At 72.2% G+C, this 13,280-nt stretch carries 11 protein-coding genes and 2 tRNA genes; 9 read left to right on the top strand and 4 right to left on the bottom strand.

Translation table 11 applies throughout. The features are described from left to right. Positions 1–43: 43 nt before the first annotated feature. The 3 genes from ACZ5NW_RS13530 to ACZ5NW_RS13520 are packed head-to-tail and all read left to right on the top strand — an operon-like array spanning position 44 to position 1,164. A complete protein-coding gene (locus ACZ5NW_RS13530) occupies positions 44–421 on the top strand; it encodes an ArsR/SmtB family transcription factor (RefSeq protein ID WP_468743969.1) in 378 nt (125 codons plus the stop codon). Further along, the gene (locus tag ACZ5NW_RS13525) at positions 418–711 is read left to right on the top strand and encodes an aquaporin (protein WP_468743968.1); all 294 of its coding nucleotides are present in this window, start codon (positions 418–420) and stop codon (positions 709–711) included. The genes ACZ5NW_RS13530 and ACZ5NW_RS13525 overlap by 4 nt, the downstream gene beginning before the upstream one ends. 30 nt (positions 712–741) lie before the next feature. Continuing rightward, the gene (locus tag ACZ5NW_RS13520; RefSeq protein ID WP_468743967.1) at positions 742–1,164 is read left to right on the top strand and encodes an arsenate reductase ArsC; all 423 of its coding nucleotides are present in this window, start codon (positions 742–744) and stop codon (positions 1,162–1,164) included. 48 nt (positions 1,165–1,212) lie between these two features. Here ACZ5NW_RS13520 and ACZ5NW_RS13515 read toward each other — a convergent pair whose 3' ends face one another. Further along, positions 1,213–1,602, bottom strand: a complete 390-nt coding sequence (locus tag ACZ5NW_RS13515; protein WP_468743966.1) for a hypothetical protein — start codon at positions 1,600–1,602, stop codon at positions 1,213–1,215. Between the two features lie 227 nt (positions 1,603–1,829). Between ACZ5NW_RS13515 and ACZ5NW_RS13510 the strand changes: the two genes are divergently transcribed. Together ACZ5NW_RS13510 and ACZ5NW_RS13505 are read left to right on the top strand one after the other, a co-directional pair. Then, entirely contained in the window at positions 1,830–3,044 is a 1,215-nt protein-coding gene (locus ACZ5NW_RS13510) for a sensor histidine kinase (protein WP_468743965.1), read from the top strand. A 50-nt stretch (positions 3,045–3,094) separates the two neighbouring features. Then, on the top strand, positions 3,095–3,751 hold the full coding sequence (locus ACZ5NW_RS13505) for a response regulator (RefSeq protein ID WP_468744483.1): 657 nt from the start codon (positions 3,095–3,097) through the stop codon (positions 3,749–3,751). Between the two features lie 461 nt (positions 3,752–4,212). On the opposite strand, the gene ACZ5NW_RS13500 is transcribed toward ACZ5NW_RS13505, so the two are convergent. After that, the gene (locus tag ACZ5NW_RS13500) at positions 4,213–4,740 is read right to left on the bottom strand and encodes a hypothetical protein (RefSeq protein ID WP_468743964.1); all 528 of its coding nucleotides are present in this window, start codon (positions 4,738–4,740) and stop codon (positions 4,213–4,215) included. A 435-nt stretch (positions 4,741–5,175) separates the two neighbouring features. On the opposite strand from ACZ5NW_RS13500, the gene ACZ5NW_RS13495 reads away from it, so the two are divergent. Then, the gene (locus ACZ5NW_RS13495; RefSeq protein ID WP_468743963.1) at positions 5,176–6,672 is read left to right on the top strand and encodes a helix-turn-helix domain-containing protein; all 1,497 of its coding nucleotides are present in this window, start codon (positions 5,176–5,178) and stop codon (positions 6,670–6,672) included. A 165-nt stretch (positions 6,673–6,837) separates the two neighbouring features. Here the strand turns inward: ACZ5NW_RS13495 and ACZ5NW_RS13490 are convergent. Together ACZ5NW_RS13490 and ACZ5NW_RS13485 are read right to left on the bottom strand one after the other, a co-directional pair. Next, positions 6,838–6,910: transfer RNA gene (locus ACZ5NW_RS13490), tRNA-Arg, on the bottom strand. A 198-nt stretch (positions 6,911–7,108) separates the two neighbouring features. Continuing rightward, a tRNA-Ser gene (locus tag ACZ5NW_RS13485) sits at positions 7,109–7,199 on the bottom strand. A 155-nt stretch (positions 7,200–7,354) separates the two neighbouring features. Here ACZ5NW_RS13485 and ACZ5NW_RS13480 point away from each other — a divergent pair. The 3 genes from ACZ5NW_RS13480 (at position 7,355) to ACZ5NW_RS13470 (ending at position 13,272) form a co-directional block, all read left to right on the top strand. Then, positions 7,355–7,882: an SSI family serine proteinase inhibitor gene (locus tag ACZ5NW_RS13480; protein ID WP_468743962.1), complete on the top strand. Its 528-nt coding sequence runs from the start codon at positions 7,355–7,357 to the stop codon at positions 7,880–7,882. Between the two features lie 261 nt (positions 7,883–8,143). Beyond that, on the top strand, positions 8,144–12,457 hold the full coding sequence (locus tag ACZ5NW_RS13475) for a PAS domain-containing protein (RefSeq protein ID WP_468743961.1): 4,314 nt from the start codon (positions 8,144–8,146) through the stop codon (positions 12,455–12,457). 74 nt (positions 12,458–12,531) lie between these two features. Further along, positions 12,532–13,272, top strand: a complete 741-nt coding sequence (locus tag ACZ5NW_RS13470; RefSeq protein ID WP_468743960.1) for a hypothetical protein — start codon at positions 12,532–12,534, stop codon at positions 13,270–13,272. Positions 13,273–13,280 lie beyond the last annotated feature (8 nt).

The raw sequence follows: 13,280 nt of genomic DNA, 5'->3' as shown, positions 1-13,280 counted from the left end.
ATGCAAGGTTGCGCCTTGGATCGAAAAACATCAACATAGACGCATGTCGAAACAAGAGCTCGCGGTGACAGGGCAGGAGGACCCCGCCTGCTGTACGGGACTGTCCGCGGCGCCGCTGGGCGAGGACCAGGCGGCCGAGCTCGCGAAGGTGTTCAAGGCGCTGGGCGACCCGGTCCGGCTGCGGCTCATGTCGATGATCGCCTCGCGCGGGGAGGGCGGCGAGGTCTGCGTGTGCGAGCTGACCCCGGCCTTCGAGCTGTCCCAGCCGACGATCTCCCACCACCTCAAGCTGCTCCGGCAGGCCGGCCTCATCGACTGCGAGCGGCGCGGGACCTGGGTGTACTACTGGGTCCTGCCCGGCGTCCTCGACCGGCTCGCCGTCTTCCTGACCACACCACCGCCCGCCCGGGCCCCCGCGTGACCGCCCCCCTGGGCCGGCGGATCGCCGCCGAGGCCATCGGAACCGGGCTACTGGTGGCGGTCGTGGTCGGCTCCGGCACCTCCTTCGCGAACCCGGCGGTGACGATCAGCCGGTCCCTCACCGACACCTTCGCCGGCATCGCCCCCGCGTCCGTCGCCCCGTTCATCGCCGCGCAACTGGCCGGAGCCCTCCTCGGGCTGGGTGCCCTCAGGGCGGTGTACGGCCGTCCCGCCCCCGCCGACGACACAATCCTCGTCCGGCACGGCGAACCCGAACCCGCCTCCGCCTGACCTGCTCCGCTCTCCTGGAAAGACGCCGCCATGAGCACCCCCGCACCGCGCCCCTCGGTCCTTTTCGTGTGCGTCCACAACGCCGGCCGTTCCCAGATGGGCGCCGCGTTCCTGACCCACCTCGGCGGCGACCGGGTCGAAGTCCGCTCGGCCGGCTCCGCGCCCGCCGACGCGGTCAACCCCGCGGTCGTCGAGGCCATGACCGAGGTGGGCATCGACATCTCCGCCGAGACACCCAAGATCCTCACCACCGAGGCGGTACGGTCCTCGGACGTCGTGATCACGATGGGCTGCGGCGACGCATGTCCGGTCTTCCCCGGCAAGCGGTACCTGGACTGGCAGTTGGACGACCCGGCGGGCCAAGGAGTCGCCGCGATCCGCCCCATCCGCGATGAGATCGAACAACGCGTGCGCACCCTGCTCGCGGAACTCGACATCCCAACGAGGGCCTGACGAACGGCGCCCCGAACCCGCGGGAGTGCAGCGGGTGCGTGGCATGCGCTAGGCACTCCGCGGCGGGCGCGCGGCAAGTACCGCGCACAGGGCCGCGAGAGGAAGTTCGGCGGCCGCGGCCATGGCGACGGCGACGGCCAGTTCCGGGCCGGCGGCGGAGGTGGTGAGGTCGATGCAGGCGTCGACGGTGAGGAGCACCGCCGCAGCGGCTGCGGGCGCGCGGTGACGGGCATCGGCGCGCAACAAACGGCTGCCGGCGGTGAGCAGAGCGGCGGCCTCCAGGGCGTCCAGGATGACCCAGGCGGCGGCCTCGGCGGGCGGCAAGATACCGGCGAGGTAGCCGAGCCAGGGCAGCAGGGCGAGGCCCGCGCCCATGAGTACGCGGCCCTGTCGGCGGCGGACACGGCTGAGGCGAACGGAGCCGTGGGCAGTGCCCATCGCGGGGCAACTGCCTTGTGTGACTGCGGGGTTGAAGACAATGAGGGCCACGTCGGAGGTCTCTTCCGGTGTCACGAACCCGGCCGTCGGGCTCGTGATCAACCCTCTGATCTCCGTTGACCGGAATCAGTAACCCCGCTGTCCGTCTTGGGGTGGCACCAGCTACACCTCCGCTACGGACAGCAGGTTCATGGAAGGCTGCGAAGACCGGCGCCTACGGTTGGGCCATGAAGATCACGCCCCGGCTGCGGCGAGCGCTCACCCGCCTGACCCGCGATACGTCCTTCCTTGCCCTGGGGGCGCCGCTGCACCTCCTCATGGGGTTCCTGCTGTTCATGATCTTCGGCCTTGTGTGGGAGACCATCGCGGGGCAGGACAGCAGTGCGCCGGTGATCATGGGGTTCACCCTGGTGTTGACGGCGTTCTGCGTGCCGGCGCTGACCGCGGCCCACCGCTGGCGTTTCCGCCAGTTGCTCGGGATCGACATCCCCAGCCCGGGGTGGCGGCGAGCGTGGCGTCAATGCGGTTACCACTGCCTGGCCGGGGCGCTGTTCGGCGGGCTCGAAGCACTGGTCGTGGGGCTGCTGCTGGCCGGAGTGACCGCGTCACTGACCCCAGTGTGGGTATACGCGCTGCCCTGGCAGTGGCGGATCGAGCACCTTGGGCTCTCCACGCTGGCGGCGTTCATCTCCGTGGCGGGACTGCTCGTGCTGGCCACTGTCCCGGGTTCGGCCGCCGCCCTCGTACGCCTGGAGAGCCATGTGGTGCCCAACCTGCTTGGCCGCAGCAGGGAAGACGACCTGGCTCGGCGGGTCGAGGACCTCACCGAGAGCCGGGCCGGCGCGGTGGACGCCGCGGATGCGGAACGGCGGCGTATCGAAAGGGATCTGCACGACGGCGCGCAGCAGCGACTGGTGTCGCTGGCGCTGAATCTGGGTCTGGCCAAGGCCACGCTGGTGGATCTGCCGCCGGAGGCGCGGGAGGTGATCGACACGGCGCACCGGGAGGCGAAGGAGGCGATCGAGGAACTGAGCAGTCTTGTGCGGGGGCTGCACCCCGCCGTCCTCGACGAACTCGGGTTGGACGCGGCGTTGTCGGGACTCGCGGCCCGCGCCCCGCTGCCCGTACGGCTGAGGGTGGACCTGCCCCAACGATTGGCGCCAGCGGTGGAGGCGGTCGCCTACTTCGTGGTCTCCGAGGCGCTGACGAATGTCGCCAAGCACGCGCGGGAGGCGACCCGGGCGGAGGTGACCGTCACCCAGCTGGGCGAAATACTGAGGGTGGTGATCGCGGACGACGGTCTGGGCGGGGCCGCCCCCTTCAAGGGAAGCGGCCTTACGGGGCTCGCCCAGCGCGTGCGGTCGGTGGACGGAACATTCCGGATGAGCAGCCCCGTGGGAGGACCGACCATGATGAGCGTGGAGCTGCCGTGCCGGAGTTGAGGTATGCCGCCCATGGCACGAGCCATGAGGCGCCCGGTGTGCGGCGCGCCGTGATCGCCGAGGACTCCGTGCTGTTGCGGATGGGGCTGGTCAAGGTGGTGGAGATGGCCGGCTTCGAGGTGGCTGCCGAGGTGGGCGACGCACAGGGGCTGCTGGCTGCGGTCGAGGAGCACCGGCCCGACCTGGCGGTGGTGGACGTCCGGATGCCGCCAGGCTTCACGGACGAGGGGGTACGTGCCGCGCTGTCGATCCGGCAGACGCGGCCGTCGACCGCCCTACTCCTGCTATCTCAGTACGTCGAGGAGCGCTATGCGACCGACCTGCTCGCCGCCAACACCAGCGGCGTGGGCTATCTGCTCAAGCAACGGGTCGCGGACGTCGAAGAGTTCATCGAGGCACTGCGGCGGGTGGCGGACGGCGGTACCGCACTTGATCCGCAAGTCGTGGCCCAGCTGTTGGTACGGCGATCGAGCGACCCGCTGAAACGGCTGACGGCCCGCGAACGGGACGTGCTCGCCCTCATGGCCGAGGGCCGCTCCAACGCGGGCATCGCCGCCCAGCTTGTGGTCAGTGAGAGCGCGGTCGCCAAGCACATCAACAGCATCCTGGCCAAACTCGATCTCCCCAAGGCGGACGCCGACCACCGCCGGGTACTGGCCGTGCTGCATTTCTTGGGAGTGGGCGCCGGGCACCCCAGCGGCAGATGATGATCGTCTCGCCCTGCGGTCCCGCCGCGCAGGCCTCCGTGTGATCCCACTGCGGAACACCCGGCACACATGCAGTTCGCTGCTCGCCGCTCTCAAGGTCCACCCGAAGGTGGCTCAGCGGGCTGTCGGCTGCCATGGGTGGGAGCGCCACCGAGTAGGCGAAGCGTGTTGGTGTACTCGCTGATGTACGCCCCTGAAACGCAAGAGGCCCCGGATCTCTCCGGGGCCTCCGGGACTGTGCATTCAGCAGGATTCGAACCTGCAACCTTCTGATCCGTAGCTCTACAGAGATCGGTCAGGGGAGGTCATGCAGGCCACAGCGCAGCTCCGCTCGGAAGATCGCTGCCCGCTCGGCACATGAGCCGTACGCCGACGTACCGCGGACCCGCTCCTCGCCAGGTGGGTATGGTCGCGTCCGTTACGAGGCTGACGATGACAGACCGGGCGGAGCGGATCCGCTGTCAGCGGCTGCTCGTGGTGCCGATGTCGATGATGTGGTTGTACCGCTCCACCAGCACGAAAAGCTTGATCTTCTGTGTCGTGCTCCCGCTGCCGAAGGTCTCGGTGAAGATGACCTCATGGGCGTTGCCCACGGCGCCGTTGTCGGTCACCGTCCAGTTCCTCGGAACGTTTTGGGCACGCAGGACACCGTCCGCCTCGTTCGTCTTCTCCCAGGCCGCCAGCCGCCTGGCGAAGTCGGGCGTCAGGTAGTGCTTGCGGAGGGCCGTGGCCAGCGCGGTGTCCGGGTCCCCGTCGTCCACGCTCTTCGCGTCGATGTACGCGCCGTAGAAGTCGGCGACCCGGGTCAGCACTTGACCGTTCGTCCCGCTGACCGACCCCGGTGCGGCGGTGGCCGACTGTGCGGGGGCATGGACGGATGCCTGTGCCGACACCTGTGTCGACACGCCGAGTCCGACAGCCAGGACGAGGCCGGCGGCGACGGCCGCGCGGCGGCCCGGACGACGATGTGCGGGGGACTTCCTGATCATGTGCGTCTTCCTTTTCTGGTCCATAGGTGGTTGCTCTCGGCCCGGTGTCTTCGCGCCGGGGCCGTCGTGTGGCTGTCGCCTTTTCGGGCCGGCAGGCGCCGCCTTGAAGGTCTTCACCGGCGCATGCCCGAAGTCGTCAGGCGGGTGTCAAAGACGCCCCAGGAGGTCACCGTGTGCAGGCCGCAGCCGTGCCCGCCCTCCTCGACAGGCGGCGTGTCCGTTCGGGGCGAGGAGCGGGCCTGCTCGGGTGCGCTTGGGCATGGGTGTCCCCCGTGGATGGGTGCATGGGTGTCATGTGTCGCCCACCGCCAACCGGTCGGTCAGGTCCTGGTCGGTGCGACACCAAGAGCATCTGCCGTCACGGCGGCCCGGCGCAACGCCGGACGCCCGTCCGGCAACGGTGGAACCGTCCCAGCCCATCTGACGTGCAGGTACATGGACCGCCTGGGATACGGGGACACGTCGGAGGATGGGGGAACGGTGTCGACCGAGAGCGACGTCGAGCAGTTCGCGGCGCTGCTGCGCCGGCTGAAGAACCGCACGGACAGGAGCTACGGCTCCCTGGCCCGCCGCCTCAACATGAACACCTCCACGCTGCACCGCTACTGCGCGGGCGAGGCGGTCCCGCAGGACTACGCCCCGGTGGAGCGTCTGGCCGCCTTCTGCGGGGCGACACCGGAGGAACGCCTCGATCTGCATCGCCTGTGGCTGCTCGCTGTGACGGCACGACAGCGGCCGAGGGCGGGTGGGGAGGCAGCGGAGCCGACAAAGACCGGAGGGGCACTGGAGCCGACAGCGGACGAGCGGGCTCCGGGGCCGGACAGTCGGACGGTGGGTCGTGCGGGTGGCACCGCGCGCAGGGTGGATGGCGGCGCCGACGGCATCGGTGGTGACGGGGGCGGCACGAGCGGTTCACCACGGCGCCTCGATGCGGGCGCACCCGACGCCGCGCTGCCTGCTCCCGACGCTCCCGGACCGGGCCTTCCCGAGTCGACGGCCCCGTTGGATGCGGTCCGCTCGACCGGCCGGCCCTGGTACCGCAGTCGCCGCACCGTCGTCGGCGCCGCCGCGGCGGCCGTACTGCTGGTGACGCTGGGCAGTGTGTCGGCGCTGTCGGCCGACTCGTCTCACGACAACTCCGCCGAGGCCCCCGGTCAGTCCCGTACGACAGGAACCGGTACGTCACACCACCCTTCGGCCACTGCGGCCGGCCCCTCCCCCAGCCGTTCTTCGGCCTCGCCCTCCACAGGAGTACGGGCTTCGGGGAGCCCCGAGTCGAAGAGCGACGCCCCCGTGGCGACCGGTGTGCCGCTCGCCTGGACCGCCGACTCGCAGATCTGGGAGGGCGGTTGCGGCCACGACTACGTCATCGAGAAGGGGCCGACCCAGGTGCCCCCGCCACCGGTACAGCAGGACGCCGGAGTGTGGGCAGCGACGCAGCAGGCGGTACCTGGGCGGCAGACGATGGTGCAGATCTCGGTACAGGGGAAGTCGTCCACGGCCGTGGTCCTCACGGCCCTCCGAGTCCGTATCGTCAGCCGCGGCACCCCGGTCACCGGCAACGCGTACGCCATGGGCCAGGGCTGCGGCAGCGATCTGCCGCCCCGCAACTTCTCCGTGAACCTGGACGTCAACCGCCCCATCGCCCACGCGCGCCCCGGAAACGACAGCGGGAAGCCCGTCCCCGCGGTGCAGTTCCCCTATCGCGTCTCCGCCGAGGACCCGGAGGTGCTGCAGGTCACCGCGACGACCGAGGCCTATGACTGCACCTGGTACCTGGAACTCGACTGGTCCTCCCAGGGCCGCACCGGCACGGTCCGTATCAACGACCACGGCCACCCGTTCCGCACCAGTGGCATCAAGGACCTGCCCCACTACTGGTACGGCACGAACGACCAGGGTGAACGTCGGTGGGTACCCACCGACTCTTGAGGGGATGTGAGAGCTGCTCCCGCCATGTTCGCGATGTGACCGTTAAAGGTCCACCGAGCGAGGAAGAGGCGCGGGTCGGCTGATCTTGACCCGTTGCTGTACTTCGCTGTTGTACGCCACGACAAAGCCCCCTCCGGGATGATCCCGAGGGGGCTTTGAGCTGTGTGCACTCGGCAGGATTCGAACCTGCAACCTTCTGATCCGTAGTCAGATGCTCTATCCGTTAAGCTACGAGTGCTTGTTTTGTTTTTGTCTCGCTCCCGGTCCTTCCGGCCCGCTCGCGGCGACAGGAAGAACATTACATGACTGCCGCCGTCATGTGAAATCCGTTTGCCCCACCCCTTGTGACCTGCGGAAACGCCGCTGAGGGGCCCGTTGGGTGGTCGCTTCTGGAACGACGGAAGCCCCGGTCCTGGGACCGGGGCTTCTTGATCGGCGGAGGCGGAGGGATTTGAACCCTCGATGGGCTTTAAGGCCCAAACCGCATTAGCAGTGCGGCGCCATAGACCGGACTAGGCGACGCCTCCAGCACAACCGCCCGCGTGTGTGCGAGTGGTGCGTGCAGATGATGACACAGTCGAGCGTCGTGTCACCAATCGGCCTCCACGGTACTAGGCAGGCGGGCCGCAGGGCAAAGGGCTTCCCGTGCGCAACGCCGGACGTCGTGCCGCGTTGGTCAGGCATGACCTCCCAGATCTCCCAGGCCCCCCTCGGCCGCCTGGGCGCCCTCGCCCTCGCGCTGGCCTCCCTCGGCTCCCTCGGCTCCTTCGCCCCCACCGCCTCGGCCGCGCCTCCGCCCGTCCGGAACGAGGATCGCGGTGATCGTCTGCTGGTCGTCGTCCGGGGGGCCGGGGACCCGGGTCTCGACGGGAGCCGTGAGCTCTTCTGCCATCCCGGGGGCGGCAGTCATCCCGATGTCGCCGGCGCCTGTGCCGTCCTCGACCGGAACACCGTCTGGGGGCACGACCCCTTCGCCCCCGTGCCCGACGGCAGCGTCTGCACCCTCGCCTACGGCGGGCCCGTCACCGCCCATGTCACCGGCTGGTGGGCCGGGCGGCCCGTCGACGCCGAGTTCGGGCGGGGGGACGGCTGCCAGATGGAGCGGTGGGACCGTTTCGTGCCGCTGCTGCCCGACCTGCGGCAAGGGCCCGCGCCCGTCCCGTTCGAGCTTCGGCAGCGGCCCGCGTCCCTCCTGCCCGAGCTTCGGTAAGGGCCCCGGCCCCTGCTTCCCCGCCCCTGGCACTGAACGATCACCTCCGCCTCGTAGAAGTCCCGCGAAGGTCTCGCGAAGCCCTGTGCGGGCGTCGTACACGCTCACACGTTCTGTGTCACTTCGTCGTGCGAGGTCCCTCTCATCTCGCGCCGCGAGCGCGACCCCAGCCCTTAGACTCCCTCGCGTGACACCCCGCGGGCCGGTTGGCAAGATGGCCCGAGCGGTCGGCAAGATGCGGTAACAGGAGGGAAGCGTCTCGTGAGCAGCAGGCCATCCCGAGGCGCTGCTCGCCTCGCAGCCATACTGGACGCCCTTCCCGACGCGTTGCTCCTGGTCAACGCCAACGGGACCGTCGTCAACGCGAACACCATCGCGCTGGAGGCGTTCGAGACGCCCGGGACGGCACTCGTCGGGCGCGGGCTGCTCGATCTGCTGCCGCAGTTCGACTCCAAGCTGATCCCGGGTTCGATGCGGCGGCCGGACCACATCGATCCGCGGGGGCGGACCAAGCCGACCCGGATGGTCGCCCGCCGCACCGACGGCTCCGAGTTCCCCGTCGAGGTCACCAGCGCCAACCTGGAGAACGGCCAGCAGGCCTACGACGGCTACGGCTACGCCTCCGACGAGCTGCTGATGCTCGTCGTGCGGGACCTGTCCGGGACCGTCGACACCGAGGCCGAGCTCGCGCGCTCCCAGCGGCAGACCGAGATGATCCTGCGGGCCGCCGCGGAAGGCGTCGTGGGCACGGACACCGACGGGCGGATCGTTCTCGTCAATCCGGCGGCCGCCCAGATACTGGGGTACCGGGCCAGCGACCTCGGCGGCAAGGAGCTGCACACCCTCGTCCTGCACTCGCGCGCCGACGGTTCGCCCTTCCCGTACGACGAGTCGCCGCTCGCCGACACCCTGCGCTCCGGGCGCAAGCACCGGGTGCGCGGGCAGGTGCTGTGGTCCAAGAGCGGGGACAAGGTCTCGGTCGACCTCACCACCGCTCCCGTGCGGGACGGCGACCAGCTCGTCGGCGCGGTCATGACCTTCACCGACCGCCGGCCCTACGACTCCCTCGCGGAGGAGAAGGAGGCCGTCGAGAAGGCGCACGCCGAGGAGCTGGAGCGCCTCTCCGAGGAGCACGCCTCCGACCTCACCGCCCTGCGCCAGCAGCACGTCGCCGAGATCGAGGAACTGACCGCGGCGCACGAGGAGGAGCTCGCGGCGGGCGAGGAGCGGTACGCGGCCCTCGCCGAGCGCGAGAAGGACCGTTACGACGCCCTCGCCGGACGGCACGAGCAGCTGCTGACCCTGCTCGGGCAGTCGCTGCGCGGCCCCCTCGACCAGCTGCGCCGCGAGCTGTCCGCGCTCGCCGCCGACGACGCGGGACAGCTGTGGCCCGAGGCCAACCAGGTCCTGCACCACCTCTCCGCCGGGTACTCGCGCATCACCACCCTCATCGACAACGTCCTCGGCTACCAGCGCCTCGACGCCGGTGAGCAGGACATCGCCCGGACGAAGGTGATGCTCGACGCCGTCGTCGCCGCCGGTGTCGACGGGGCCGTCGAGCTGATCGGGCCCGGGCGGGTGCAGTTCGCCGTGCACGCGCCGCCCATCGAGGCCGAGGTCGACGCCCCGCTGCTCGCCACCGCGCTCGCGCACCTCGTCGCCGATGTGGCGGGGGTCGACGCGACCGGCAACTCGCCCGTCTCCGCGGGCGGTTACCTGGACAACACCGTCGTCGTCGCGGCCGCCCAGCGCGGTGAGGTCGTACGGATCGAGGTGCGCGGCCCGTACGCCGGGGGAGACCCGGTGCACGAGCCGATCGTGCGGGGGATCGTGCGCGCGCACGGCGGTGTGCTCCAGACGCATGAAGTGCCGGGGATGAGCGGCAGCGCGTACGTCCTCGAAGTGCCGCTCGGCGGCGGGGCGGGGGCTGTCGCGCCCCCGGCCCTTCCCGCGCTGGGCGCCGCCGCCCCGTCCGCCGACGGTACGGCCACGGGCGTGGCCGACGAGAACGGCTCCGGTGGGGGGCGGCGGAGGGCCCGGCGGTCCTCCGTGGACGCCTTCCTGGACAGCGACGAGGCGCCGGCGGAGGGCGGCGGCGGTGAGTCCGGCGTCCCGCCCACCGGGCGGCGCAGGCGCGCCCTTGCCGCCGAGGAGGCAGCGGCAGCAGCCGGTGAGCCCGACACTTCTTCGAATGCCAGTGCGGGCGTGGCACCGAGTCAGGGTCCGGGCCCGGTTCCGGTTCCCGGTGCCTCCGGTGGGACCGGGCGCCGGCGCGGGCGGCCCGCCGAGGACGCCCAGGGCGTGGCCGTCGCCGGTGGTGCGGAGGGCGCCGGTGTCGCCGAGGGTGCCGTCGTGACCGCCGCCGAGCATGCCGCCGGGGCGGCCGCATCGAACACGGGGCTCGGTGGCACCGTTCCACCGCAGGGCGTTCCCGCGCCCACCGGGCGCCGGGCCCGCCGGGACCCGGTGGGCCAGGAACAGCACGCCCTGCCGCCCGCCCTGCCCGCCGTCGCGAGCGGCGAGGGCGGCGAGCAGGCGGAGGGGGCCCAGCCGACCGGGCGGCGCCGGCGTGCGCTCGCCGCCGCCCAGGAGCGGGCCGCCGCGCAGGAGGCCGGGCCGCGCGCGGTCTTCGCCCTCCCGCCCGCCGACGCGGACCGGGCCGACGGCGTTGAGGCCGCCGCCGCGGTGGCCGTCCCCGCCCAGGGTTCCCCCGACGTTTCCCCCAGCCTCTCCCCCGAGCTGCCCGGTGCCGTTCCCGGTGCGGTTCCTGGTGCCGCTCCCGGTGCCCTCCCCGACGATCACGGCCGTCACGACGCAGTCCCGCACGACCAGTCCGCGGACCACACCCCGCCGCAGCCGCATCCGGCCGGCGCGCCCACGGGACGCCGGCGCCGAGCGGTCGCCGGCCCGGCCGAAGCGGCGGCCGGGGCTCCTGCCTCCGCGGCGACTGCGCTTCCGCCGAGCGGTCCTACGGCCCCGACGGCACCTACGGGACCTGGTTCCTCCACGCCCCCTCCAGCGGCCGTAGCCGCGCAGGCGCCCGGCGCTCCCGCCCAGGCCCTGCCGCCGGCGCATGCGCAGGCGCAGGTTCCGGCCCAGGTGGTGGCCGGGCAGCAGCCGGGGGCCGCCGTTCCCGCAGTCGTCCCCCCGCAGGGCCCCCTCCCCGGGCAGCCCGTACCCGCACCAGTCCCCCCGCAGGGTCAGCCCCTCCCCGGACAGTCCCTCCCCGCCCAGCCCGGGCCCGTATCCGTCCCCCCGCAGGCGCAGCCGCCGGTGGTCGACGGTCCCGCCGCCGTGCCCGCGCAGGCGACTCCCGCGCAGCCGTTGCCCGCCGAGGCGCCCACGCCCGCTCCCGGTACGCCGCTGCCCCCCGAGGCCGTGGCCGGCGGGCCCGCCCGGGCCGCGCAGCCGCTGCCCGCCGAGGCCGCCGCTCCGGTGGACCCCAACTCCACGCAGGGGCGGGCGATCAGCGTGCGCACGCTCGGGCAGGGGGTGCCCTTCACCCGGCAGGCCGCGCAGGTGCAGCAGGCGGGCACGCACACGCCCGCGCCGCAGCACCCCAACGGTTCCGGCCGGCGCCGCAAGCTGGGCACGCCCCCCGACCCGGCCGTGCGCCCGCATCCGCAGGCCGAACCGGCGCCGGTGCCGCAGGCGCCGGCGGCCCCCCAGCCCCCGCACCCCTCTCTGGCCGGTCAGTCGCGGCTCGCGGCGCCCGGTACCGAGGGCGCCGGACGCTCGTACGCCATAGGGGCCCCCGACGAGAACGCCGCCGAGGGACCCGAGCCGCTGGACGGGCCCGGCGGGGCCGTGGAGGTGGCGGACCCGCCGCGCCCGCAGCCGATGGACGACGAACTGCCGCCGGAGCCGCTGGACAACCCGCGCCGACTGCTGGTCTGGCCGGCGCCGGACGTGTCCACGCAGCAGGCGCTCAGCGACCGCGGCTACCGGCCGGTGATCGTGCACTCGCGCGAAGAGGTCGACGCGCAGATCGCCGCGTTCCCTGCCGCGCTGTTCGTCGACCCGCTGACCGGGCCGATCACCCGCACCGCGCTCCAGTCGCTGCGGCAGGCGGCGGGCGCCGCCGAGGTGCCGGTCATGGTGACGGCCGGGCTCGGGCAGGCGACGCGCGAGGCGGCCTACGGCGCCGACCCCGCCGTACTCCTGAAGGCCCTGGCGCCCCGCGACAGCGAGCAGCATCCGCCGCGCGTTCTGCTCATCGAGGAGCACGCGGAGATCGCACTCGCGCTGACCGCCACGCTGGAGCGGCGCGGGATGCAGGTGGCGCGGGCGGCGAGCGACGCGGACGCGGTGGCGCTTGCGGGACAGTTCCGGCCGAACCTGGTCGTGATGGACCTGATGCAGGTGCACCGCCACCAGGCCGGGATCATCGACTGGCTGCGCGCGCACGGCCAGCTCAACCGCACCCCGCTGGTGGTCTACACGGCCGCCGTCGACCCCGTCGACCTGCCGCGGCTGGCGTCCGGGGAGACCGTGCTCTTCCTCGCCGAACGGTCGACGAGCGGCGAGGTCCAGGCGCGGATCGTGGACCTGCTGGCCCGGATCGGCACGAACTAGGCGCGGCCGGAACCAGGGGCATCTGAGTAGGTGTACTCATGTGCCGGCCCGTCGCCCCACCGGAGGGTGAGGGCATGAAGACGACGCGGGTGGGTGGGCTGCTGCTGGTGCTCGCCCTGGTGGGGCTGACGGCGGCATGTTCGAACGAGCCCGCGGACGGGGACCTGCGGGCTCAGGCCACCTCGCCCGCGGCTCAGGCCCGCCGGGCGGCGGAGGAGCGGAAGATGCGCGCCCAGATCGCGCGGCTGGGCACGGTCGACGGCCTGGAGCTGGTTCTCACCCGTTTCAGCGACTCCTGCGGCCGGCCCGCCGACGACGCGCTCTTCGGCGGCAGCAGTCAGACCCTGAACACCCTCGAATGCGACATGCGGGCCGAGGCCTACTACGGAGTCCGGGGCGACATCGCGGACGTGCTGCCCCGCATTCGCGCGGCCCACGTCGCGCCGTGGGGGCCGCAGGAGAACGGGCGGGACCAGCCGTACGCGGGCGGCACCATCACGTACGCGCTCGACTACCAGCGGCGCCACGGCCTCTACCCCGACGGCAGCTCGATGCCGGGTCCGGAGCTCAGATCCGACGGTCTCAGCATCGAATGGGACCGGGGGCCGGACCTGCCGCTGCCGAACCGGGTCGCGGAGCCCGCCCCGTGCCTCACGGGCAGGATCTACGGGCGCTGCTCGATCACCCCGAAGAACCCCGGCGGCCCGACGACGGTGGCCGCCGCGCGGGCCCGCTACGGCACGGTCCTGATCTTCAGCATCGGCGGCTGGGCCTCCAGCGCGCAGAACTACTTCACGGTGCCCCGGCAACGGTAAGCCCAGGT

It is taken from the genome of Streptomyces sp. NPDC032126, assembly GCF_055580085.1.
The sequence above is the reverse complement of the archived record's forward strand: the minus strand, read 5'-3'. Positions and strand labels throughout refer to the sequence as shown.

Coding starts and splice junctions, on each gene's coding strand:
- ACZ5NW_RS13495 (WP_468743963.1), top strand. CDS start 5,176: ATGGACCGCCTGGGATACGGGGACACGTCGGAGGATGGGGGAACGGTG.
- ACZ5NW_RS13480 (WP_468743962.1), top strand. CDS start 7,355: ATGACCTCCCAGATCTCCCAGGCCCCCCTCGGCCGCCTGGGCGCCCTC.
- ACZ5NW_RS13515 (WP_468743966.1), bottom strand. CDS start 1,602: ATGGGCACTGCCCACGGCTCCGTTCGCCTCAGCCGTGTCCGCCGCCGA.
- ACZ5NW_RS13510 (WP_468743965.1), top strand. CDS start 1,830: ATGAAGATCACGCCCCGGCTGCGGCGAGCGCTCACCCGCCTGACCCGC.
- ACZ5NW_RS13520 (WP_468743967.1), top strand. CDS start 742: ATGAGCACCCCCGCACCGCGCCCCTCGGTCCTTTTCGTGTGCGTCCAC.
- ACZ5NW_RS13470 (WP_468743960.1), top strand. CDS start 12,532: ATGAAGACGACGCGGGTGGGTGGGCTGCTGCTGGTGCTCGCCCTGGTG.
- ACZ5NW_RS13500 (WP_468743964.1), bottom strand. CDS start 4,740: ATGATCAGGAAGTCCCCCGCACATCGTCGTCCGGGCCGCCGCGCGGCC.
- ACZ5NW_RS13530 (WP_468743969.1), top strand. CDS start 44: ATGTCGAAACAAGAGCTCGCGGTGACAGGGCAGGAGGACCCCGCCTGC.